This is a genomic window from Desulfovibrio cuneatus DSM 11391 (assembly GCF_000430005.1).
GTDB classification, from domain to species: domain Bacteria; phylum Desulfobacterota; class Desulfovibrionia; order Desulfovibrionales; family Desulfovibrionaceae; genus Frigididesulfovibrio; species Frigididesulfovibrio cuneatus.
On record NZ_KE387018.1, the window covers coordinates 76,974 to 99,212 of the forward strand.

Consider the following 22,239-nt stretch of genomic DNA (forward strand, 5'->3'; position numbering starts at 1 on the left):
TGCCCAGCCTTCCTCAAAAAACGACCTTACCCCTGCACCTGCAACGCGCATTTGCGCCTGCACGCCGCACAACCCATGCCCACGCCTGATACCGCGGGACTATCGGTAACAACGCCACCAACCACGCCCACCAGGTTACGCACTGCCACCTGCCGGGCTGTTGCCTGCCTGAATACCAGGGGCACATCCACACGCACCCGCCAGCCAGCACCCAACTCTTCCTGCACAGGTTCCAATGTGCCTGCACTGACAAAGGCAAGGCCAAGGGGGCGTAAAAGGGCACGGTTTTGGGGAACATACAGGCTGTCGCGCAATTGCTGGGCAGTGTCTGTTGCCAGCGGCCCGTACATGGAAATGAGAACTTGCACTTCATCATGCAGCACAAGGCAGCCCAGCCCCTGGCCTTCTCCTGTGTGGCGCAGTTCCGGTTGCTGGTACAGGGTGCGTGCCGTTACCCCAAATTGACACCATGTGGTGTTGGCATCGACTTCACCTGTTGCCTCTACCCCCTGTTGCCAGCGGTGAATAATGCTGCTTTCCCCCAGGCCTGCTGTTCCGGCTATAAGCGCACGCAGGGCTTGTGCCAGTGCCTGTTCCGGCAACGCTTGGGTAAGGGATAAAAATCCGCCTGTTGCACTTGTTGTTGCCATTTTCGTTACCAGCATTCCCTTTTTTGCCTTGCCCTTTTCTACCCACGCACCGCAGGGCTCATTCCCCTTGCGGTGTTCCCTCAACCTCATGGCAAGAACCTACCCGAAGAGGATAAAAAAAATCACTCTGAACTATTTCAGAGTGATTGCTTTATCCTGTAATATATAGAAAAAATGGCCAGGCCCATGCCGAAACATGTACCTGGCCCAAACGCTTTTTTATAAGCAACAACCACCAGCCAACACGATTGTCACTCCACTATTTGCAAGAAAAAGTTCCTACCTCTTGCGGTTGCCGTATTCTGCCACATGTGTTTCCAGCAAAATACCCACGTTGGCATTCAGCGCATCCACCTTGGCATCAAGGGTAGCAACAGAACCATCAATATGTTTACCCATGGTACTGATGCTGCCTTGCAGCGCCGTAAGGGCGTTATTCAGGCGGTTTATGTCTTCCGCCTTGGGCAACACATTTACAGAAAGTTCAAGCACATCAAGCTGTGCGGTAATTCGGTGTTGTGCCTGCTGCAAGGCTGCCACCCTGGCGGCCTCTCTTTCGCGCTGCACATCGCGGGCAGCCCGGCAAGCAGCACATTCTTCCTGGCGCACAAACATTTTGGCAAAGCTCCACCACAACCATGCCACAGCCCCCAAGGCGACAGGTGCCAACAAGGAAACCCACCCCGCCACCGCCATATGCCAGTCAGGGTCTTGTAACATTATTCACGCCACCCTTTTGCCAGTTCTCTCCAGGCATGTTCTTTCGCTTCCAAGCGCTGGCAACGACTTCCGTAATAGGCCATATATTCCAGCACATCTTCTTCTGTAACCATGGCACGTTGCCCTGCCCCCCTGGAGGACTCCCCTCCCCGTGGGGCTCCACTTCCTGCCGGGTTTACCCCCGGAATCCCGGTTCCAGCGGAAGCACCTGCGGTTCCGGTTCCAGCAACACTCCCGGCACTACCGGGGGCGGGCAGGGCACGGGGGGCGGAAGTAACTGCCCCTGTGAAACCGTTCCACAACCGCACAAACTCAGCGCTAAAAATATGCACACTACCAGCCGTTGCATGTTTAATTTCCCTCCGTAATGTTTGTGCCTGGCTTTCCAGGGCGTTATTTTTCACACTCAAGGCATGGGCTGTCTGTTCCGCCGCCATAACCTCCTGCTGGTAGCGGGCAAGGGTATTTGCCAGGGCCGCGCCATATGCTTCGGCTGCGGCCCGCCGTTCTTCTTCCTGCTGCACCTGCACAAGCCGCAAGGCAGCAAGCCCTTCCGCTTCTGCCTTGCCATAGCCAAGCTGGTATGCCCCAAGGCACACGGCCCCCAAGCAAAGCAACACCAGCCCCCATTTTATTGTATTACTCACACAGCACCCCCTGTGCCCATCTGTTTAAGCGCATGCCACAATATTCCAATTGACCGTTATTAGGGAGCGCTGCCCCCAGCCCCTGCAAGGGGAATCATTCACACTCGCCTTGCGGCCACCCTGCTTTTGCATACACAGGCACAAGGCTGAAAATCCGTTTAGGGTAGGCCCTGTTTTCCTTAATAGCAGCGGCGCTGCGCCCTGCATTCACCAGTTCCACCTGCCCCCAGTACTGGTTTTTGTCTTTGCCCAACCGCGGCGCCATGGCCCTGTCTTTTATCACCCAGCCAAGGCCCCCGTTATAGGCGGAAAGCACAAACGCCCAGCGGTGGGAACACGCACTTTGCTCGTTAACAGCAGCCGGAGCATTACCCGGCAACACTATTTTTTTCCACAGCCATTTGTCATACCCGCACATGGCCCGTATGGCCCACCCAGGGTTAAAAGGAGCAGGAGCAACCCCAGCTTCCTCCTCTCCTAAATGGGTAAGGGCAGGCACCACTTGCGGCAACCACCGCGCCGTAGCGGGCATAAACTGGGCAAGACCCTGTGCCCCAACAGGGGAAACAGCCCCTGCCTGCCAGGCCGATTCCGTGTGTATTTGTGCTGCCAGCAGTGCCACAGGGGCACCCAGGCCAAACTCTGCCCGCGCTGCACGAATAAGTGTTGCCTTGTGCGCCAAAGCCCTATGCGGCACGGTGCCTGGGCCAGCGGAGGCACCAGCAGCAACACTTACCCACAGCCCACACACCAGCACAGCAGCCGTGCAGGTAAGCCACAAAGGCCAATCATGCCCCCTCATTACAGCCCCAGGCTCACAGCCAAGGCCCCTGCACAAAACACCAGGGCACACCCCAGCACACAGGCACAAAACACTCCCTTGTAGCCCGCTGCAACGGGGAAGTCGGCCCCATCATGGTTGTCTGCATCCGGGGTGCAACGCCAATCATCTGCCAGGTACCGGGCCGGGTTGGCGTGGGGGACCAAAGCCACCCACACAAACAGCAACACAGCCCCGCCTAGCAACGGCAAAAGTAGCTTGTACACAAGCACAGGCAATTGCTGTGGCCCAGCCAATGCCAAAAGTACGAACAGCCCCAACGCTAAAGCGAGGCACACAAGCGGTTGCCACCGGGAAGAAAGAAATGGGTTCTGCATACAAAAATCCTCCTTTTGTATTGTAGTACGCCAGGAGGATAAAAAATATCACACTGAACTATTTCAACCAATCCACGCAGACTCAGCAAAGGGTGCACTGTACTCCTGCATGTTCATTCACCTAACGTGCATGGGCAGCAATGTGCCGTCCTTTTGCAGGCTTACGCAAACAATAACTGGCCAAGTAATACACATACCGCTCGGTAACACCACACAGTTGGGCAATTTTCCGTTTGCTCAACCCCTGTTGCAACATGTCCACAATTTGCTCTTTCTTCACCCCACCACTAGGAACAGTAATATACTCACCAGGGTAGCTTGCACACAGCGCTTCCATGCCCTGCACCCCCACGGCCCTGGCAATGTCATGCGCCATACAAGCCTGTTCTGGAATGTATATGGGAACGCCCCCAAAGGTATTGCATAACGCACCCGCCAAATGTTCCCCCATAATCTCTTGCAATGCATGCATTGAAACCCACATAGCCACCTCGCTTTTCGCATTACCGCGCTGCACCGTGCTGGCAAAAACAGCGTCACTGTCCCGTGCCTGTGCCTGCCTTACCTCTTCACAACTTCACTTGCCAGGCCACTGCCAACCGAATAACAAACACAGTGCCACTTCACGTACTCCCTTTTTCTTGCACGGCGAAAAACTCTGCCTGCCTGTCTGGCACCTGGCTCACAGGCAAAGCGCTTAATGGTTTCCACGGTTCCGGCACCAACGCCACCCGCACACGCTTCAAACGCGCACTATTTGCCAGGGTGGGATCAATGCCCTGGGCCATATCTTCACAACTAAAGCCACGTAGCTTGCGCCAGCAGTCTTCGCAGCGGTAATTAGTGGTGGGGGCACCGCAGGTGGTACACCGCCTTCTTCTTTTTGCCTTTACCTCGGGTAGGTTCTGCAACTCCCCGTTGTACCTGTTCTGCTCTTCCATACGTTCCTGTGTTGCAAACGCCCCTGCAACGCGGGATTTACAAAATGCTGCCATGTGTTCACAAACAAATTCCCCTTCCAACAAAGGTTGCACTTTCTTTTATATTTCCGGGCACACACCCTTCCGTGCGTTATGCTCAATGCCAACCAACACCTGTGTGACAACGAAACACGCCCACATTCCGGCAAACATGCGCTTTACACTTCCCTACATGCCCACGCATGTGCGTTGAGAAGTTATGGTTGCAACACCATTGACCCTTTGGGCCATGCCAGTTACAGTAAAAAACAAAACAGAAAGTTGCATCCTCATGCACCCTGTATATGCAATATTTATTGCATATAGTCAACAAAAAGTTTATATAACGATTTCAAGCACATCCAAAGTTGCAACAAGCAGTACTTACTGCCACAAGAAAGTATTTATAACCCACAGTAACAATTGCAGGTTTGCCATGAACAACTCCACCCCAGAAAAAATCCTTGAGCGTTTGATGCTTGCAACCAATGCCCGAAGCGAAGCAGCCCTGGCTGCGGCCATAGGCATTAGTCATCAGGCGGTTTACAACGCGCGCAACAAAGGGTCCGTGCCTCCGGCCTGGGTATTTGAGGTGGCAAAGCGGTTTGCCGTTTCTACAGACTGGCTGTTCTTTGGCACTGGGGAAATGCAACCAGAGGTGTACTCTCCAATACACCCTGCTCCCATTGTTCCGGCCCAGTCAGTCAACACTCTGGCTGTTATCAATTGCCACGATTGTGAAATTACCCTGGTGCCCATGGTGGAGGCGGTGCTTTCAGCCGGGGGGGGGAGCTTTGAAACAGGCGGAGTAACAGACAGGCGCTATGCCTTTAGAAGCGACTTTTTGCAGCGCAAGGGGCAAGCCAGCCAGATGGTGCTTATGCGTGTTGCAGGAGACAGCATGGAGCCAGAAATTAAGGATAGCGATGTGGTGCTTATTGACCAAAGCAACAAGCGCCTGCTGCCCAATGGTATTTATGCGGTTGCTGTGGAAGACATGGTGTACCTGAAACGCGTAAATGCCCTGCCGGGCAAAATTATTTTGACAAGTTACAATGAACTGTATGCCCCCATTGAAGTAGAAACAAACGGCGACCTGGAAGATTCTGTACGTATTATTGGCCGTGTGGTGTGGTGGTGCCGGGAAGCATAAGGGGAGGAAATCGAGGAAGGAGGGCACTCTTCCCGCAAGTGGGTTCAGGTACAGTGCCACTATCAGTCGTTATCGCAGTATCCGGTTCATTGGGTGCAGCAGACGTGCCCGGCCCTGGGTTTAGCCTCCCAGCATAAGTGGGAGGAGCACCAAAATATCGTTGTCGTACAATTGTTCCTCATACGCGCATACTTTTTTATCACGAACAACAATGATTTGCTCATGCAGTGTCGTGTCGGGAAATAGGCAGGCAAGGGCTTGGGTAATGTGCGCTTGGCCCGGAAGGGAAAGAAGGTGTGTTGCGTTGTCGCACCATTTAACGCGAACATGCACCGTAACGGTTATGGTCGGGGCAAATGACGGCTGCTGATTCTCCACCATGGTTATCTCGTATGTGTTTCAACTGGGTGCATAGGGAACAAGCCTCTTTTACGTGATGCTTATGGGATGCCCCCCCTCAAAACGGCAAAACCCGCTGCCTTGTGGGGGGACAACACGTTATTTCATGAGTTTATACACTGCCACGCAATCTTCATTGCCAAGGCCTTTGTCAGCCGCCTGGGTATACAGGCGCAAAGCTTCACTAAAGCAGGGGCACTGCACCCCGGCCTGTTCTGCCATGCCAACGCCAAGGCGAACATCCTTCAAGGCCAGGTTAACAGCAAAGCGTGGGGCAAAGTCGTTGGAAAAAATCCACGGGGCCCGCACGGTAAATTGATAGGACATGGCCCCGGTATCTTTGCAGGCACTCATAAACACCTGGGGGTCTATGCCCATTTGTTGGGCAAGCTTTACCCCTTCAGCCATCACCTGCACATTGGTCATGCCAATGAGGTTGGTTATCAGCTTAAAGGCTGTGGATTGTTCAATGTCGCCAATGTACGTTACCGGAGTGCCCATTTTTTGCAGCGTTTCCCGGTATTTTTCAAACACATCCTTGCGCCCGCCCACAAAAATGGGAGCTTCCCCGGTGTTTGCCTGGGCAGGGCCTTTCCCCAAGGGGCAGGCCAAAAATTCCAGGCCGCGTTCCTCCACTTCCTGGGCAATTTTTCTGGCACAGGCCGGGTCAATGGTGCTTACATCAATAAGCGCAGCCCCTTTTTTCATAACAGCCAAAATACCAGCCTCGCCAAGCAGCAGGCGCTCAAGGTCTTGCGGCAAAGGCAGGCTGGTGAACACCGCGTCCACGTCTAGGGCGGCCTCATGGGCAGAACGTGCGGCCTTTCCCCCCATGCCCACAAAATTGGCAACTGTTGCAGGGACGATATCATACACCTTCACATCGCCGCCATTTTTCAACAGCGTTTTACACAGCCCACCACCCATTTTCCCAAGACCAATAAATGCAAATTTCATGTGCTTTTCCTTGTTTGGTTATGCTGTTCAGGCCCGCGCTACCCCAGACTGGCGGGCGGAGTGTTCCACTGCCTCTGTTACCGCTTGGGCCAGGGCAGAAGACAGTGGGTTGGGCAAGATGTTGAGGGGAGAGAGTTCTGCCGGGGGAACAAAGTTAGCAATGGCATGTACGGCTGCCAGCTTCATGGCCTCATTCACCTTGGTGGCCCGTGCATTCAGGGTGCCGCGCACAATGCCGGGAAAGGCCAGCAGGTTGTTCACCATGTTGGGGAAGTCGCTGCGGCCTGTACCCACTATGCATGCCCCGGCGGCCAGGGCGGCATCCGGCATTATTTCCGGCACCGGGTTGGCCATGGCCAGAACAATGGCATCCCGGTTCATGGAACTGACCATGGCAGGGGTAACAACACCAGGTGCAGAAAGCCCAATAAACACGTCTGCACCGCAAAGGCTTTCCGCCAGGGTTTTGTGGCTGTGCCTGTTGGTTTGTGTTGCCAACTGGACCTTCCAGGGGTTCATGCCCTCTGTTCTTCCGGCGTAAATGGCACCAGTGCGGTCGCATAGGGTTATGTGCTGTGCCCCCAAGGCAAACAACAACTTTGCTGTGGCTATGCCGGCTGCGCCAGGGCCATTAATGACAATAGTGCTTTCCTGCAACGTTTTGTGCACCAGCTTCAGGGAGTTAATCAGCCCGGCGCACACCGCTATGGCGGTGCCGTGCTGGTCGTCGTGGAACACGGGTATATCCAGCTCTTTTTCCAGCCGTTCTTCTATTTGGAAGCAACGCGGTGCTGCGATGTCTTCAAGAAAAATCATACTGAAAGAAGGCGCCACCGCCTTGGCAGTGAGGATAATTTCTTCCGAGTTCTGGGTGGACAAACACAAAGGGAACGCATCTGCCCCGGCAAAAACCTTAAGCATGGCGGCCTTGCCTTCCATAACCACATGGGCAGCTTCCGGGCCTATGTTACCAAGGCCAAGCACAGCAGAACCGTCTGTTATAACAGCAACCTGAGAGCCGCGCGCTGTATAGCGGTATTGCAGGCTTTTGTCTTTGTGCACCCGGCGGGTAGGTTCTGCCACACCGGGTGTGTAGGCCATGGAAAGCTCGTCCATGTTCCTTATGGCAACTTTCAGGGTCACTTCCAGCTTGCCCCGGGTTTTTTCCACCAGCTCTACGGCTTTTTCGTATATTTCCTGTTCGCTCAATGCAGGGGTTGTCATTTAAATACCTCTTGCATCTCTTTTTGCGAAATATCAAACACCGCCTGGTTTGTGGGGTTCACTTCTTCATAAAAGAACTCTGGCAACGTGTCGTGTGCTTCGCTCAGCCCGGCCTTGAGGTTAAACTCCCGTTCCTGTTGCAAGGTATTGGCAGCCGCTTTTTGCACTTCTTCCAAAGAAACGCGCACCCCGTAACGGGCATGTACCAGGTCAAGCATCAGGTTCAGGTCTTTCACTGCCCCCCCAAGCATAAGGCAAAAGCCCAGGGAATCCATAAGAGTAAAACCACGCTGGGCGTTTTTGGAAGTTTCAACCTGATGGTCTTTCAAGTGCTGGGGAATGGGGGCACGGGCCGTGTTCCCTGCCGTGTGGTCTGCCCCCTGGGTGCTGGTGGCATAGGTTACGCCCAGGCCTTTTATAGACCGGGGGTCATAGGCGGGCAGGGCCTGGTTTTTCACCACAGGCACACGTAAACTGCCCAAAACAATGCCCGTTACCGCTGCCCCTGCAGCAAGCACCCGGCCAAAAACTGTGCCCTGGCGAATCTCTTCCAAGGCATTTTCTGTGGCTTGCACATCGCCAAACGGCAACACGCCAGTTTCCATGGCTATGCCAAGCGCTGCCCCAAGTTCAATGGTGTCTATGCCCAGGTCGTTGCACACGTTATTCAGGCGGGCAATGGCGTCCAGGTCGTCAATGTCCAGGTTAGAACCCATAAGGCCCATGGTCTCGTATTCCATGGGTGAACAAAGCACCTGTTTTCCATCTGCCGAGGGGTACACGTTGGAACATTTGATAAGGCAGCCTTTCATGCAGGCATGGGAAGGGCTGCCAACACCGCCGCGCTGGACAATGTTGTTGTACAGCGCGTCTGCGTTAATCTTTTCAAACCCGTTGAAAGAGCCAAGGGAAAAATTCCGGGTGGGCAGCGCACCTATGGCGTTTGTGGTGGCCATCATGGCAGAGGTGCCATACTTTCGGAAAATCTCGGCTGTTTGCGGGGTGGTGTTAATAAGCTCTGCTACCTGGCGGCTCAGGGCAGAAAAAACCTTGGCGTCGTGCAAAACTTCTTTGGTGGCCTCTTTGGCATCAAACACAATGGCAAGTATACCCTTGGAAGCCATTACAGCCCCAAGCCCACCACGGCCATTATACCGGGAAGGCATTGCGTCCGGGTCGGTGTTGGTTATACCTGCACTAGGCAAAAGGCGCTCTGCCACCGGACCAATAAGGGTAAGGCCACAGTCTTTCCCATAGCGTTCATGCAGAATTTCCGCTTTTTTGAAAACGCCAAGGCCTGCCAGGTCATTGGCCGGAATCAGGTTGGCGCACGCCGCAGTTATGTGCAGAATACGCCATTGGCCCGATGTTTGCGGCTTGTCTTCCAGCACAATGGCCCGTAGCCCCAGCCTGCCCATGAGGTAAGCAGTCACCCCGCCAGCATTGCTTTCTTTTATGCCTCCGGTGAGGGGGCTTTTTGCTCCAATGGACAAACGATTGACACTGGAAACAAGCGTGCCCCCCAGTGGGCCGCAGGCCAACACCAGCTTGTTATGTTTGCCAAGGGGGTGGCATAGGGGGGGAACTTCTTGAGCCACAATTTCGCTGGTCAGGCGGCGGCCACCCATAATAAGTGCCTTGCCTTGCAAGGGTTTGCGCTGCATAGCGCCTGTGCGCATATTGACACGAAGAATAGCAACCATAATGACTCCTGCTCAAACAGGTTAAGGGGAAAAGCTAAAACCGCGCATGCAAAAAGGGGGTTGAAGGCCTATTTATTAGGGGTACTCCCTGAGATGCTCGGCGCAAGCTGGCACAGTAGGAACACGACAAGGCATAGGGACAAGGGGCCTACCGAAGCAGCCGCGGCAACCACAAGGTCAAATCAGGCCAGTAGGAAATAACGCCAAGCCCTATCATGAGTGCGGCAAGAAACGGCAGCACAGCGCGGGAAATTTGGGTCATGCCCACATTGGCTATTGGCGCAGCAACAAACAGGTTTACCCCCACAGGCGGGGTAATCATGCCCACACAAATATTGACACACATGATAATGCCAAAATGCACAGGATGAATGCCTACCATTTTTGCCAGGGGTGCAAGAATGGGGGCCATAAGCAATACAATGGCTGCCCCTTCAAGGAACATGCCTACAATAAGCAGCAGGCAGTTAATGAGCAGCAGTACAATAATGGGGTTTGTGGTGTAGCTGAGTAAGGTTTCAGCAAACATGGCAGGCACGCGGCCCACGGAAATAATCCAGCCAAACGGGGCTGAAGCAGCCACCACCAGCATGATAATGGCGGCGGTTATCCCGCTGGAAACAGCCGTTTCAAAAATCTTTTTGAACGTGAGAGTGCGGTACACAAACAAGCCAATAACAAGTGAATACGCTACCGCAACAGCGCCACCTTCCGTAGGGGTGAACACCCCGCCCCGAATGCCCACAAGAATGATCACGGGCATGACAAGGGCCAGCGATGCGTCTTTGAAGCCAGAAACAAGCGCACTGAAGGTGAAGGGAATGTTGCTTTTGGGGTAGCCCCGTTTTTTGGCAATAATGGCCACTGTTACCATAAGCAGCAACCCCAGGAATATTCCCGGCACAATGCCCCCCATAAACAGCCCACCAACAGAAGTGCCCACGGTTGCGCCATACACAATCATGATAGTTGAAGGAGGAATGATGGGGCCAAGAACCCCGGTGGAAGCCGCCAAGGCTGCGGTAAATTCCTTGTGGTAGCCTTCTCTTTCCATGGAAGGCCCAAGAATTTTGATTGTGGCCGCAGTGTCTGCCGTGGCGGAGCCAGTTAACCCGGCAAAAATGGTACCGGTAACCACCATACTTTGGGCAAGGCCACCCCGCACCCGCTGGAGCAGTATTTTACAAAATTCTACCAGACGGTGCGTTATGCCTGATTCATTCATCAGGCTTCCTGCCAGAACAAAAAATGGAATAGCCATAAGGGGAAATGAGGCTGCGGCGGAATACATTTGCTGGCTCATAACGCTGGTGGGCAGGGAGCCGGAAAAATATAAAAACACCAGCACGCCAAACCCAAGGCACATGGCAATGGGCACACCCAGCATCAGGGTAACAGCAAAAGGAATAAGCAGGTACAGTATGTCAGAAGTCATGGCTCAGCTTTCCTTATATGTCTGGAGGTTGTGCAAATCCCCCAGGATAAAGGTGATAATATGCAGTGTCATGATTGCGCCGCCAATGGGCATGGAAAGCCTGGGGTACACCATGGGAATGCGCATGCCATCGGAAACAATGCCCGCACTGCCCATAACAAACAGGCTGCCTTCAACAAGAAGAAACAACGTAAAAGTAAGGGCCACCAGGCGGATAAGAAGCAAAAGGAATATTCTTTTTTTGCCGGAACACTTTTGCAAAAAAAAGTCCACCCCAATGTGCCCCCAGCTACGCAAGGCGACACTGGCCCCAATAAAGCTCATCCAGGCCATTAAAAACATGGTAACTTCTTCCGGCCAGGAAAGGGGACTATTAAAAAAATAACGGCTGATAACTTGCAGTAGTAATGAACCAAACATGACCAGTACAATGATGCCAAGCAAAATGGAGGCATAGTGGTCAATAATGGCACCGATTTTGTCGAACTCTTTGTAAGCACTGTTGAGCATGGTCACTCCTTTGCGGTGGAAGGTAACGTGCGGCATACCCACCACCCCCTGTGCACCAAGGCCATGAAGGGGTGTGGCTTATGGCAATGCCCACGGCGTGTACCACTTGCCCTACACAGGGCAGGTGGTACACGCGGAAGGCATGAAGCAGCCTTACTTTTGGGCAGCCAGAATGCGTTCAACCAACGCCTGGGGAACTTTGTCCTGGTACTTTTTCCACACGGGCATGGCAGCCTCGCGCCATACGTTCACTTCTTCCGGGGTCGCGGTATAAATGGTCACACCCGCATCCAGGCACGTTTTTTTCAGGCTTTCGTTCATTTTTTCCGCATTGGCAAAGTTAAACTGCTGTGCTTCGTCGGCTGCTTCCTGAAGTATTTTTTGCCATGCAGTGGGAAGTGCTTCGAATTTATTCTTATTGATCAAAGCAAGGTGCAGGGCATGCTGGCCAGGCACTTCAGTTACATACTTGATAACCTCCTGGTGCATGGCAGTAACCGCCCAGTGGTATTGCTGCATTTCACCATCAACCACTTTTTGTTCAAGGGCCATATAGGTTTCAGGCCAACTTACCGGGGTGGGGCTTGCACCAATGGCCCGCACTGTATCCATTTCCACGGGGCTTGGGGCAGAACGAAACTTCAACCCACCCATATCAGCAGGAGAACGCAATGGGCGCTTTGAGCTCATAAGGTTACGAAAGCTGCCTGGGTCTGCGTAAAAAAGGCATTTAAAATCTGAACTCTTTTCCAGCTTTTCTTTATACTCGTTGCCAATTTCGCCAGCATAGACCTTATGCACAGTGTCAATACTTTTGAAGATGAAAGGCAGATCTGCCCAAAAGAATATGTCTGTAAAAGGGGCCATGTTGTTACTGCCTGCAGAGGCGATGTCGATGGAGCCTTTCAGCACACCTTCTGCGGTGGGCACATCTCCGCCAAGCTGGCCAAGGGGGTACACTTGTACGATAATTTTTCCCCCGGACTTTTCTTCCACCTTTTTCTTGAACAGTTCGTATGTTTCAAAAATGGGTGTATGCGGAGCGGATGTGTGGGCCAGCTTCAGCACAAGAGTGTCTTGGGCGGCCATGGAGGTTGCTGGAGTAATGAATGTAAGCCCGAAAACGGCAAGAAGTGAAACAAAAATACGTGATACCCTGCACATAAGTACTCTCCATTTGCTTCTATAGTTACGGAGTGCTTCAAATGCCAATGGCCGGGGGCACTTCACGCGGGAAATGCCGGAAAAGGATTTGCCCGGACACTCTTGCAGCAAAACGGCAGGTGCAAGCTGCACACACAGAGTGTGGTGCACCTGCCGCAAACGACCACTTCAAAAGAAGGCTACCCCTGGTTGCTGTTGCCGCCATTCCCTCCTTTGTTCGGCGCGGCTGGGTTTCCCCCAGGGGCATTGCAAAACAGTTTCAATGAAACTGTCGGATGACACTTCGCGGGTGAGCGCCAAGTGTGTCGTTTATAGAATCGCGCCTGGCATAAACATTGGTAGCCAAGACGCAGATTGCGCAGAGAAAGAAAAAGAGAAAGAGAGAGAAGCTGTGGGATATATAGAAAGGCAGACAGTTACCGCATAAAACCAGGTAACGTGCCACCGGAGGAAGGACAAAGATTACGCATTATACTGGCAACAGGAGTCCCTGAAAACCAGCGGTGTTTCTACTATATGTTGCACAATACCGTGTTGTTGGGCGTGAATGCAGCGAAACAGCAACTCTGTTGAAAGCTTGCCAATTTCGTAGCCGGGAACATGCACAGTACTTAATGAAGGGGAAAGGTAGGGAGCCAGTTCAATGTCGTCAAAACCAAAAATAGAAATATCTTCAGGCACACGCAACCCTGCTTTTTTAATGGCAGAAATTGCACCTACGGCCTGTAGGTCGTTGTTACACAGCACAGCGCTTGGCCTTTGGGGAAGGGCAAGTAACTGGTGCATGGCTTCATTGCCGTCTTGAATTGAAGGACAACGCTCTGAATACAGGCTGGCAGAAATTTCCAGCCCATGTTTTTGCAACGTATCCAGGTAAGCTTCCAGGCGTTGCCTGGCCCGGTGCATAACGGAAAAAGGCCCGGCTATGGCTGCAATGCGCTTGTGCCCAAGGCTTACCAAGCATTCCACAGCGCTGCACGTTACTGTGTAGTTGTCAAAGCCAACACAGTGCAGGGGAACTTGGCTTATTTCCCACATCACTACCACGGGCAATGTTTTGGCCAGTTCAAGCACGGCGCGCTCATTTTCCGCACAGTACCCTGTAAGCAGTACCCCGGCGCAACGCTGTTCCCGTGTTTGGCGCAGTAATTCGAGTTCTTTGTGCGGGTCATAGCCTGTGCTGGAAACCACCACATTGAACATATTCTTGTAAGCATATTCCTGAATGCCCACAACAGTGCTGGAAAATACTGAACTTTGCAGAAACGGCACCAGCGTGGAAATGGTGGTGGAACTGCCCTTGGAAAAATTGGCTGCTGCGGCATTGTAGCTGTAATTGCATTCTTCCATGGCGCAGTGAATGCGGTCCAGGGTGCGCTGGCTGAGCTTGTGCGGTGCATGAATGGCACGGGAAATGGTGGCGGCGGAAAGGCCAACCTTGGCGGCAAGTTCATAAATGGTCACTTTTGTCATTGCCGTGCCTTGATGCAACAAAATGCAACCGGTTGCATTTTAGGGGAAATAAAAAAGCGAAATAAAAATGCACTTTTACACCGCTTGTGGACACCCTGAATCAAATTGCAATGCCTACTGCAATTAGTTATATGTCTATTCACAAAAATTATTTTTGTCAATAAAAAAATAAGTATTACTTTTCAAATGGATAGAACCCTTTATTCGTTACCAACACGTTGTCCTGCGCATTTTTTGGCTGAAAATACACACCCTCATGTTTCAGAATAGTCACACAAGGGCTGCTCTTCAGCCATTATTACGCCAGGGAAGGCGTGCAAACGTCTAGCCCCGGGAACTTACCCCGCAGCAGGGAAAACAGCAACATTAGGCAATTCAAGGCTGCCACCTACCGCAGTGAGCAGGCGTTGCATGCTGCACTTGCCTATAGTGCAGAAGCCATAACCAAGCGCGAACGGGCAGCAGATGGCCACAATCAACGAAAGTAATAACAGAAGAACAAATACACCCCCAAACGTTCCGCGGCTCTAAGAGTTTATCAGAAACACCAGGGAGTGACCGCCCAGACCACAGTAAGATGTGGACGTGGCCAGGAATAAGCGTTTTGGAACTGACCAGAAGGGGTGAGAGGCAGCATGAATTAATCAGCAAATACAGTATAGTGCATGATTTACATTGCAAAACAGCCAACCTTTTCAAATACGATTTATTTAATATTATAATAAAAATTTAATTTAAATAATACAAATAGAAATTAGCAACATTTTAATATTGTTGAATAATTAATTATAATTAACTTGAAATTAATTGTTTACAATATTCTGAAAGTCAATTAGCCTATCCGCAGAATCGTATAGCCTTACATGTCAGTAAATTATTTTATGCAGAAGGAGGAGACGTTCACGCTTAAAGGATTGTGCATTCATTATCATCTCTACTTAAAAGGAGAATCCTGTGCATACTCATCGCTTTAAGACCTGTATTGTGGCTTTATCTTTTTTTGTGCTGTTATTTGCTGTACCCCAATCTTTTGCTGCATATCCTGAAAAAACAATTACTATTGTGGTGCCGTTTGCCCCTGGTGGTCAAGCAGACGTGTGCGCCCGTATGCTGGGCCAAGCATTGCAGCCCTATTTCCCTAAAATTGCCATTACCAACATGGGCAGCGCCAGCGGCACCACAGGTGCTGCACATGTGTCCGTTGCCAAGCCAGACGGGTATACCCTTTTGCTTGCTTGGTTGCCCTCTGTCGCCATTGCCCCGGCCGTTATGTCCGACATTCCGTATTCATGGGACAGCTTTACCTACCTTGGCCTTATTCAGCGCCATTCATTTGCCCTGGTTGCCAACCCCAAGCAACCCATTCAAACGTTTGAGGCCTTAAAAGCTGCCCTTAAAAGCGGAAACAAGAACCTTCGTTTTGCTACGGCTGGCGTTGGCACGGTGAACTATATCGCGCCCGTTGCTATGCTTGAAGAACTCGCTATGCCGGAAGATTCCGTCAAATTTATCCCATTTAAAGGCGGCGCTGCCCAGGCTGCGCCTTCGGTAATGGGGGGGCATATGGACTTTTTATGGCAGGGGCTTGCCCCCATGACAGGAGCAATACAGGGTAAACAGCTTACTTGCTTGGCTGTGACTTCCCCTGAGCGCGACCCGGCAGTTCCTGATTGTCCCACTGTACGGGAACTTGGGTACCCAAACCTTGAGAACATTGCCTCGTGGGGGGCATTGGCTGGCCCCAAAGACTTGCCTGCTGAAGTAGTCACTGCATGGGCTGCCGTTCTTGAAAAGGTCAAAAATGACCCTGCCTGGAATGAAGCGTTACTGAAAATTGGTGCGCAACCTGCTATTATGGCACCAAATGAAACAACGCATTATGTAGGTGAACAGTTTGAATTGTTTAAGAAAACTAAAAAAGAAAACTAGAGCAGTTGCCCAAAAGCGAATGCCAAACGGTTACCATAATTGACTCTAGCAAGGAACAGATATGGCTACTTCTCCCAATATTCTCTTTATTATGGCAGACCAACTGACTGGTGCAGCCATGCCCATGAATGGACGAACGGTAGTTAAAACCCCTCATTTAACGGCTTTGGCCAATGAAGGGGTTAACTTCAGTAAAGCTTATTGTAACAACCCTATTTGCGCTCCATCCAGAGCTTCAATGCTTACCGGGCTACTTGCTTCACGCATTGGAGCATATGACAACGGCGCTTCTTTTTCCTCAGAAGTACCAACCCTTGCCCATTACCTGAGCGCCATGGGCTATTCAACGACCTTGTCGGGAAAAATGCATTTTGTTGGTCCAGACCAACTGCATGGTTATGAAGAACGGCTTACTACCGACATTTACCCTTCAGACTACGGCTGGACAGCCGACTGGACAGTGGAAGGCCACCCCTACGCGCCTTCTGTTATGTCATTGCGGGGGGTTGTGGAAGCAGGCGTATGCGCCCGTTCCATGCAGGTTGACCACGACGAAGAAGTAACAGCCACGGTTGTGCAAAAGATATATGACCTTGCCCGTGTGGAAGAGAAAAAGCCTTTTTTCCTCACCGCCAGCCTTACCCACCCGCACAACCCTTACACGGTTCCGCAAGAATTTTACGACATGTACACAGACGAAGAAATAGACATGCCCACAGTTGGCCCCATTCCACTGGAAAAAATGGACCCGTGGAGCAAGCGCTTCCATTCTCTTATTCGGGCAGACGAGCATGACGTTTCCCCGGAAAATGTGCGCAAGGCAAGGCGCTCCTACTATGCCACTGTGAGCTATATTGATAACTGTGTGGGAAGAATGTTTACTGCCTTGAAAAAGTCTGGCCTTGATGAAAATACCATCATCATTTTCACTTCCGACCATGGCGACATGCTGGGGGAACGCGGGTTGTGGTATAAATTTAACCCGTTTGAATGGTCTATTCGTATACCTATGATTATTCGAACACCAGACTGCCGCAAGGGGAGCGCCGTTACCACTCCCGTTTCCCTGCTAGACCTTACCCCTACCTTATTGGGATATGCAGAATCTAAAACTATCCCTACGCATATGGAGCAATTTGAAGGGAAAAGCTTACGCCCCCTGCTTACAGGCAAAGGTTCATTGCACCGCGAATGTGTACCTATTGAGTTTACGGCTGAAGGGGTATGCGCGCCTGCACTCATCCTTGTGGGAGAAGAATACAAATATATTTACTGTGAAACTGACCCGCCCATGATGTTCAATTTGGCAAAGGACCCCCATGAGCTTAACAACCTTGCAGGAAAAAAGGAATATGAAGCCATAGAGAACAACGTCCTGAAACAACTGCATAATTTGTGGGACCCGAAGCGCTTGCGGGAAGACATACTTACAAGCCAGGCCAGGCGGTTATTTCTACAGCGCCAGGTGCTGCAAGACAGTAACCAGCCGGAGTGGGACTACCAGGTGCGCAAAGATGCTACCCAACAGTATGTGCGCAGCAGGAAAGACCCAAGCACTGCCATGAGTAAAAGCAGGGCCAGGCTGCCATATGTTCCCCCCACACCGCCAGACAACCCACGCAACGATTAATGAGCGTTTCTGTGTGCCTGCCTGATACCAATGGGCAGGCACACAGAAAAAACAAACGCAACATCCCAACACATGGTTTACCCCGCACACTGTATATACAGGAGGGTATAATGAAAGCTCTTTTTCAAGCCGACGTATTGTGGAGTGTTCTTTTACTTCTTTTGGCAGCAATAGGACTTACTTTTCTTGTGCCAAACTACATAGCTGTTCCAACAAAACTCAACAACCCCTTCCTCTCCCCCAGGTTCTGGCCAACGCTCATTTTCTATTTAATCGGCATATTAGGGTTTTGTATGTTCTGTAAAGCCCTGTTTGCTACCTATGCAAACAAGGGTGTTCTTGCCACTGCCCAAGCACATAGCAAAAAAGTACCGGAAGAAAACACCCGTCGCACCCTCTCTGTTTTGGCGTGCATTGGGTGTATGACAGTGGGCATAGCCCTCATCAAGCCACTGGGTATGCCGCTGGCTATTACCTTATGCGTATTGGGCTTACTCTTGCTCGCCCGTAAAAAAACATCCATTGTTGGTGTTCTGTGCCTTCTTGCCTTGCCCACCATGCTGTATTTATTCTTTTTTCATGTTGCCGATGTCTCCATTCCCCTTGGTTTTTTTGAGTAACCGGAGGATATATGTTGGATGCACTCGTTTCAGCTTACGGTTTATTGATGAGTTTCAGCAATTTCGTTGCACTTTTCGTGGGGGTAATTATCGGGCTGGTTGTTGGGGCCATACCTGGCATGACAGTCGTTATGGCTGTTGCTCTTGCGCTGCCCTTCACCTTTGGCATGCCACCCTTAACCAGCCTTTTACTCCTTATTGGCATTTATAAAGGGGGCATATATGGCGGCTCCATTACAGCCATTACCATAAAAACCCCGGGCACTGCTGCCGCTGCCTGTACAATTCTTGACGGCTATGCACTTACCCAAAAAGGCCAGGCCCGCAAGGCTTTGGATATGGCACTGTATGCTTCCATTGCAGCAGATATCATTTCCAACCTTTCACTTATTTTGTTTACGGGCATGCTTGCTTCTTTGGCCCTTGATTTTGGCCCCCCTGAATATTTTACGCTGGGTATTTTTGCCCTCACTATTATTGCCGGGGTTTCCGGTGCCCGCTTGCTTAATGGCATAAGCGCCGCCGCCCTTGGCCTTTTATTTGCCACCATTGGCCTGGACTTGCTGTACGGCCAGGCCCGCCTCACTTTTGGCAACCATGAGCTTTTTAGCGGTGTGAGCTTTATTCCCCTGCTTATAGGGTTATTTGCCATGCCTGAAATAATTGGTTACTATTTCGAATCAACCGCCCAGCGCATACACAGCGCAACCCCCCAAAGCCAGGGGGAGCCGTTGCGCTTCAAGGAATTCATCACACATTGGCGCACTATTTTGCGTGGCTCAATTATTGGTGTTATTCTTGGGGCCATTCCTGGCCTTGGGGCCACACCCGCTTCGTTTCTCTCTTACAGCGAAGCCAGGCGCAAATCTTCCCACCCCGAACGCTTTGGCACCGGGGAGCTAGATGGAGTAGCGGCGGCTGAATCAGGAAACAACGGGGTTGCAGGTTCCACACTCATTCCCCTTCTTTCCCTGGGCATTCCGGGCGATGTAGTTACCGCCATCTTGCTTGGTGCGTTCATGATACATGACCTCAAGCCTGGGCCAATGCTGTTTCAAGAGCATTTAGATATTGTTTACGCCCTTTTCATAGGCATCATGCTTTCATCGCCTTTTTTGTTTATCTGCGGTAAAGTGGCAATACGTTTATTCAGCAAGGTAACGGAAGTACCCCGCCATGTGTTGTTTCCGTGTGTTTTTGCTTTTTGCTTGTATGGCACATACGCAGTAAACAGTTCTTTGTTTGATGTGGGCATTATGCTGGGTATGGGTGTTCTTGGCTACATTATGCATTTATGTGCAGTGCCTGCGGCTCCTTTTGTTATCGCCTACATTCTGGGCCCGATGATAGAAGACAGCTTCCGGCAAGCGTTAATCACCTCCGGCAATGATGTAAGCATATTTTTCTCAAGCCCTATAACCATTGTCTTTTGGCTGTTTACCCTTGCAAGTATTGTATTTGCCTGGAGGCAGTCCAAAGCGCTTCAAGGAATATGAGCAATATTACTAGGTTAACTTCTGGTTCGCAGAAAGAGCTACGCCGTGTGAATCGCAATAGGGTTTTTCGCACACTTTTTTCTGCGAGCCAGGCCATTACGCGGCAGGAAATTTGCCAAAGCACAGGGCTAAATCTGCCCCTTGTTTCCCGCATTATTACTGAACTGCTGGGAGCAGACCTATTGGAAGAAGTAATTTCTTCCTCTACCCTTGAACGCCGGGGAAGGCGCTGCACAGCGCTGCAAATTCATGCAGAAGGGGCCTATGTTATTTCCGTTGCCATTACTGCGTATTCACAAGAAATTCTTGTTGGCAACATGAAGGGGCATATACTCTACAACAAAACCCTTCCGGGTATTTTTGCCCTTCCCCCCCAGGAACTTATCACCTTTTTGGCAGATTCCATAGAAGACGCCCTTCAAGCCACGCGCATTCCTCGGGAACGGGTACTGGGAGGTTCCATGGCCTTGCCAAGGCAAATGTTGCTCCCCGGCAGCAGCGCTTCCAGCCTTTCCTTTTTGGGTTCCGCATTACGTGAAAAGTTGGAACAAAAGCTCTCTATCCCGCTTGTTTCCATACGCCTTGCGGAGGTTTTGAACCTTGCGGAGGTAACATGGGGGGCTTCGCGTGGGTATAAAAACGTAGTATGTGTGCACCTTACAAGCCTTGTAGGGGCAAGCCTGCTACATGCCGGGGCATTATTGCCCCCCCCTGATACAATAGGCAATATTAGCTGCCTGCCGATTGCCCGTGCAGGCAAGAGCATGGACCTGTTACCTCGTATTGAAAATATGGCTTCAGGCATGAGTATTTTGCAACGGCTGGGTTTTCTTTCCCCTGATTCGCAACTTTCAAACTACAGCATTGAAGACACTCTCAACCTTGCTCTTGTACATAGCAGAAGCCTTACTGGCGATAGTGCCACCATAGCAGCGTTTTCCGATGCTGGAGAATGGATGGGGCATGCGCTGGAAACACTATACCATGCATACCAGCCTGAAATTTTTATTCTCTCTGGATCGTTAATAGAAAACCCCTACTATTTGAAAGCCTTGGAAGCAGCGTGGGAAGGCCTGTATCCTTCTGGCACACCTGCTGCACTGCGCCTTGGTACTATGTCTATCGGTTCTGCGGCTATCCTTACCGCGTTAGAAATGTTTACCGCTATGCCAACGCTAGACCTTGAACCATTGCTCGGGGGAGCCGCATAATGCTGCGTAATTCTTTCCCCCTGTTAATCAAGCCTGCTTCATTCTCCTGTAATTTGCAGTGTAAACACTGTTTTTACAGCCTGAAAACCCACGGTAATGGAAGCCAAAAACAGCTTCATATGTCGGGTAAAACACTACACAGGCTTATAAAAATGTACCTTGCACTCCCCCTGGAGCGGCACGTGTTCATTTGGCAGGGGGGGGAACCCACCCTCATGGGACTGCAATTTTTTACACACGCTGTGCAGTATCAAAAGCAGTACGCCACAAAGGCGCATACCATTGAAAATTGCCTGCAAACCAACGGCACACTCATTACCAAAGATTTTTCAAAGTTCCTGGCAAGAAACCATTTTTTAGTGGGGGTAAGCATAGACGGCCCAAAACATTTACATGACTTTTACCGTACCTACCCAACAGATAAAGGGAGCTACCAAAAGGTAATGGACAATTTGGGGCTTATGCAAAAAGACGGCGTAAATGTTAACGCATTAACGTTGCTTACTGCAAATAATGTGCAACATGCCGCAGACATATTCCACCACCTCACAACCAAACATATTCTGCACCATCAGTATATTCCTTGTGTGGAATTCCAGCCGGACGGTAGCCCTGCCCCATGGGCAGTAGACCCATTGGAATGGGGGAAAGCGCTATGCAGCTTGTTTGACCTGTGGCTTGAAGCGCGAGGGCGTGTTTCTGTACGGTATTTTGATGCCCTGCTCTATACCCTTATGAGCGGCAGGCCTGGCATATGCCACATGGACAACCGGTGTGGGCAATATGCTGTGGTAGAATACGATGGCAGCATTTATCCCTGTGATTTTTTTGTTTCTCCCCAATGGAAGCTAGGCAATATTCATGAAACATCCTGGCAAGAAATATGGCAACACCCCTTGTATACTGCATTTGGTCAGGGCAAAAAAACAAATTCAGAAAAATGTTCGTCTTGCCAATGGGTTGGCTTATGTGCTGGCGACTGCCAAAAACACCGGATAGGGGCATACAGCACTGCGCACTCCCAGCACTCATGGCTTTGCAATGGTTACCGTTTATTCTTTGAGTATGCTGTTCCCATTTTACGAAGGCTGGCAGGCCCAACACGCCTACCTGAAGCGGCCCTACCCGAAGTTCCTGAAGGAAATGTCAACGCTGGGTAGAAAATATTGGCCTACAAGAATCATCAGGATATCGGCGAATA

General features: G+C 51.1%; 22 protein-coding genes. 7 read left to right on the forward strand and 15 right to left on the reverse strand.

Annotated features, from left to right (window positions below):
* Window positions 1–26: 26 nt before the first annotated feature.
* From G497_RS19445 to G497_RS0114580, 7 genes are all read right to left on the reverse strand, one after another.
* On the reverse strand, window positions 27–650 hold the full coding sequence (locus G497_RS19445; RefSeq protein WP_156908137.1) for a phage neck terminator protein: 624 nt from the start codon (window positions 648–650) through the stop codon (window positions 27–29).
* A gap of 279 nt (window positions 651–929) precedes the next feature.
* Window positions 930–1,370 carry a DUF2730 family protein gene (locus G497_RS0114555; RefSeq protein WP_027188689.1) on the reverse strand — a complete coding sequence of 147 codons (441 nt, stop codon included), beginning with the start codon at window positions 1,368–1,370 and terminating at the stop codon, window positions 930–932.
* Window positions 1,370–2,017: a hypothetical protein gene (locus tag G497_RS0114560; RefSeq protein ID WP_027188690.1), complete on the reverse strand. Its 648-nt coding sequence runs from the start codon at window positions 2,015–2,017 to the stop codon at window positions 1,370–1,372. The genes G497_RS0114555 and G497_RS0114560 overlap by 1 nt, the downstream gene beginning before the upstream one ends.
* Window positions 2,018–2,111: 94 nt before the next feature.
* A complete protein-coding gene (locus G497_RS18520; protein ID WP_034638152.1) occupies window positions 2,112–2,819 on the reverse strand; it encodes a transglycosylase SLT domain-containing protein in 708 nt (235 codons plus the stop codon).
* Complete coding sequence (locus G497_RS0114570; protein ID WP_051258182.1) at window positions 2,819–3,175, reverse strand: putative holin; 357 nt, start codon at window positions 3,173–3,175, stop codon at window positions 2,819–2,821. The genes G497_RS18520 and G497_RS0114570 overlap by 1 nt, the downstream gene beginning before the upstream one ends.
* Before the next feature lie 121 nt (window positions 3,176–3,296).
* Window positions 3,297–3,659 (reverse strand): helix-turn-helix domain-containing protein, encoded by a 363-nt coding sequence (locus G497_RS0114575; RefSeq protein WP_027188692.1) that lies wholly within the window; start codon window positions 3,657–3,659, stop codon window positions 3,297–3,299.
* A gap of 139 nt (window positions 3,660–3,798) precedes the next feature.
* Window positions 3,799–4,116: a hypothetical protein gene (locus G497_RS0114580; protein ID WP_156908138.1), complete on the reverse strand. Its 318-nt coding sequence runs from the start codon at window positions 4,114–4,116 to the stop codon at window positions 3,799–3,801.
* Between the two features lie 454 nt (window positions 4,117–4,570).
* On the opposite strand from G497_RS0114580, the gene G497_RS0114585 reads away from it, so the two are divergent.
* Complete coding sequence (locus G497_RS0114585) at window positions 4,571–5,287, forward strand: LexA family transcriptional regulator (RefSeq protein WP_027188694.1); 717 nt, start codon at window positions 4,571–4,573, stop codon at window positions 5,285–5,287.
* A gap of 120 nt (window positions 5,288–5,407) precedes the next feature.
* On the opposite strand, the gene G497_RS0114590 is transcribed toward G497_RS0114585, so the two are convergent.
* The 8 genes from G497_RS0114590 to G497_RS0114635 all read right to left on the reverse strand — a co-directional run bounded on the left by G497_RS0114590 (window position 5,408) and on the right by G497_RS0114635 (window position 14,152).
* Window positions 5,408–5,668, reverse strand: coding sequence for a ubiquitin family protein (locus tag G497_RS0114590; protein WP_027188695.1), 261 nt, complete (start codon window positions 5,666–5,668; stop codon window positions 5,408–5,410).
* 117 nt (window positions 5,669–5,785) lie between these two features.
* Entirely contained in the window at window positions 5,786–6,643 is an 858-nt protein-coding gene (locus G497_RS0114595; protein ID WP_027188696.1) for an NAD(P)-dependent oxidoreductase, read from the reverse strand.
* Between the two features lie 27 nt (window positions 6,644–6,670).
* Window positions 6,671–7,867, reverse strand: coding sequence for an NAD(P)-dependent malic enzyme (locus tag G497_RS0114600; RefSeq protein WP_034638154.1), 1,197 nt, complete (start codon window positions 7,865–7,867; stop codon window positions 6,671–6,673).
* Window positions 7,864–9,570, reverse strand: coding sequence for an aldehyde ferredoxin oxidoreductase C-terminal domain-containing protein (locus tag G497_RS0114605; RefSeq protein ID WP_027188698.1), 1,707 nt, complete (start codon window positions 9,568–9,570; stop codon window positions 7,864–7,866). Before G497_RS0114605 ends, G497_RS0114600 begins: the two co-directional genes overlap by 4 nt.
* A gap of 148 nt (window positions 9,571–9,718) precedes the next feature.
* Window positions 9,719–11,005, reverse strand: coding sequence for a TRAP transporter large permease (locus tag G497_RS0114610; protein ID WP_027188699.1), 1,287 nt, complete (start codon window positions 11,003–11,005; stop codon window positions 9,719–9,721).
* A gap of 3 nt (window positions 11,006–11,008) precedes the next feature.
* A complete protein-coding gene (locus G497_RS0114615; RefSeq protein WP_027188700.1) occupies window positions 11,009–11,515 on the reverse strand; it encodes a TRAP transporter small permease in 507 nt (168 codons plus the stop codon).
* A 153-nt stretch (window positions 11,516–11,668) separates the two neighbouring features.
* Entirely contained in the window at window positions 11,669–12,679 is a 1,011-nt protein-coding gene (locus G497_RS0114620) for a TRAP transporter substrate-binding protein (protein WP_034638155.1), read from the reverse strand.
* A gap of 462 nt (window positions 12,680–13,141) precedes the next feature.
* The gene (locus G497_RS0114635; protein WP_027188702.1) at window positions 13,142–14,152 is read right to left on the reverse strand and encodes a LacI family DNA-binding transcriptional regulator; all 1,011 of its coding nucleotides are present in this window, start codon (window positions 14,150–14,152) and stop codon (window positions 13,142–13,144) included.
* Between the two features lie 954 nt (window positions 14,153–15,106).
* Here G497_RS0114635 and G497_RS0114645 point away from each other — a divergent pair.
* The 6 genes from G497_RS0114645 to G497_RS18535 all read left to right on the forward strand — a co-directional run bounded on the left by G497_RS0114645 (window position 15,107) and on the right by G497_RS18535 (window position 22,198).
* On the forward strand, window positions 15,107–16,081 hold the full coding sequence (locus G497_RS0114645; protein ID WP_027188703.1) for a Bug family tripartite tricarboxylate transporter substrate binding protein: 975 nt from the start codon (window positions 15,107–15,109) through the stop codon (window positions 16,079–16,081).
* A gap of 61 nt (window positions 16,082–16,142) precedes the next feature.
* Entirely contained in the window at window positions 16,143–17,711 is a 1,569-nt protein-coding gene (betC, locus tag G497_RS0114650) for a choline-sulfatase (protein WP_027188704.1), read from the forward strand.
* A 110-nt stretch (window positions 17,712–17,821) separates the two neighbouring features.
* Window positions 17,822–18,331: a tripartite tricarboxylate transporter TctB family protein gene (locus G497_RS0114655; RefSeq protein ID WP_169727016.1), complete on the forward strand. Its 510-nt coding sequence runs from the start codon at window positions 17,822–17,824 to the stop codon at window positions 18,329–18,331.
* A gap of 11 nt (window positions 18,332–18,342) precedes the next feature.
* Window positions 18,343–19,827: a tripartite tricarboxylate transporter permease gene (locus G497_RS18530; RefSeq protein WP_034638157.1), complete on the forward strand. Its 1,485-nt coding sequence runs from the start codon at window positions 18,343–18,345 to the stop codon at window positions 19,825–19,827.
* 47 nt (window positions 19,828–19,874) lie between these two features.
* Window positions 19,875–21,038, forward strand: a complete 1,164-nt coding sequence (locus tag G497_RS0114665) for an ROK family protein (protein ID WP_169727017.1) — start codon at window positions 19,875–19,877, stop codon at window positions 21,036–21,038.
* Window positions 21,038–22,198 (forward strand): anaerobic sulfatase maturase, encoded by a 1,161-nt coding sequence (locus G497_RS18535; RefSeq protein WP_084516347.1) that lies wholly within the window; start codon window positions 21,038–21,040, stop codon window positions 22,196–22,198. Before G497_RS0114665 ends, G497_RS18535 begins: the two co-directional genes overlap by 1 nt.
* Window positions 22,199–22,239 lie beyond the last annotated feature (41 nt).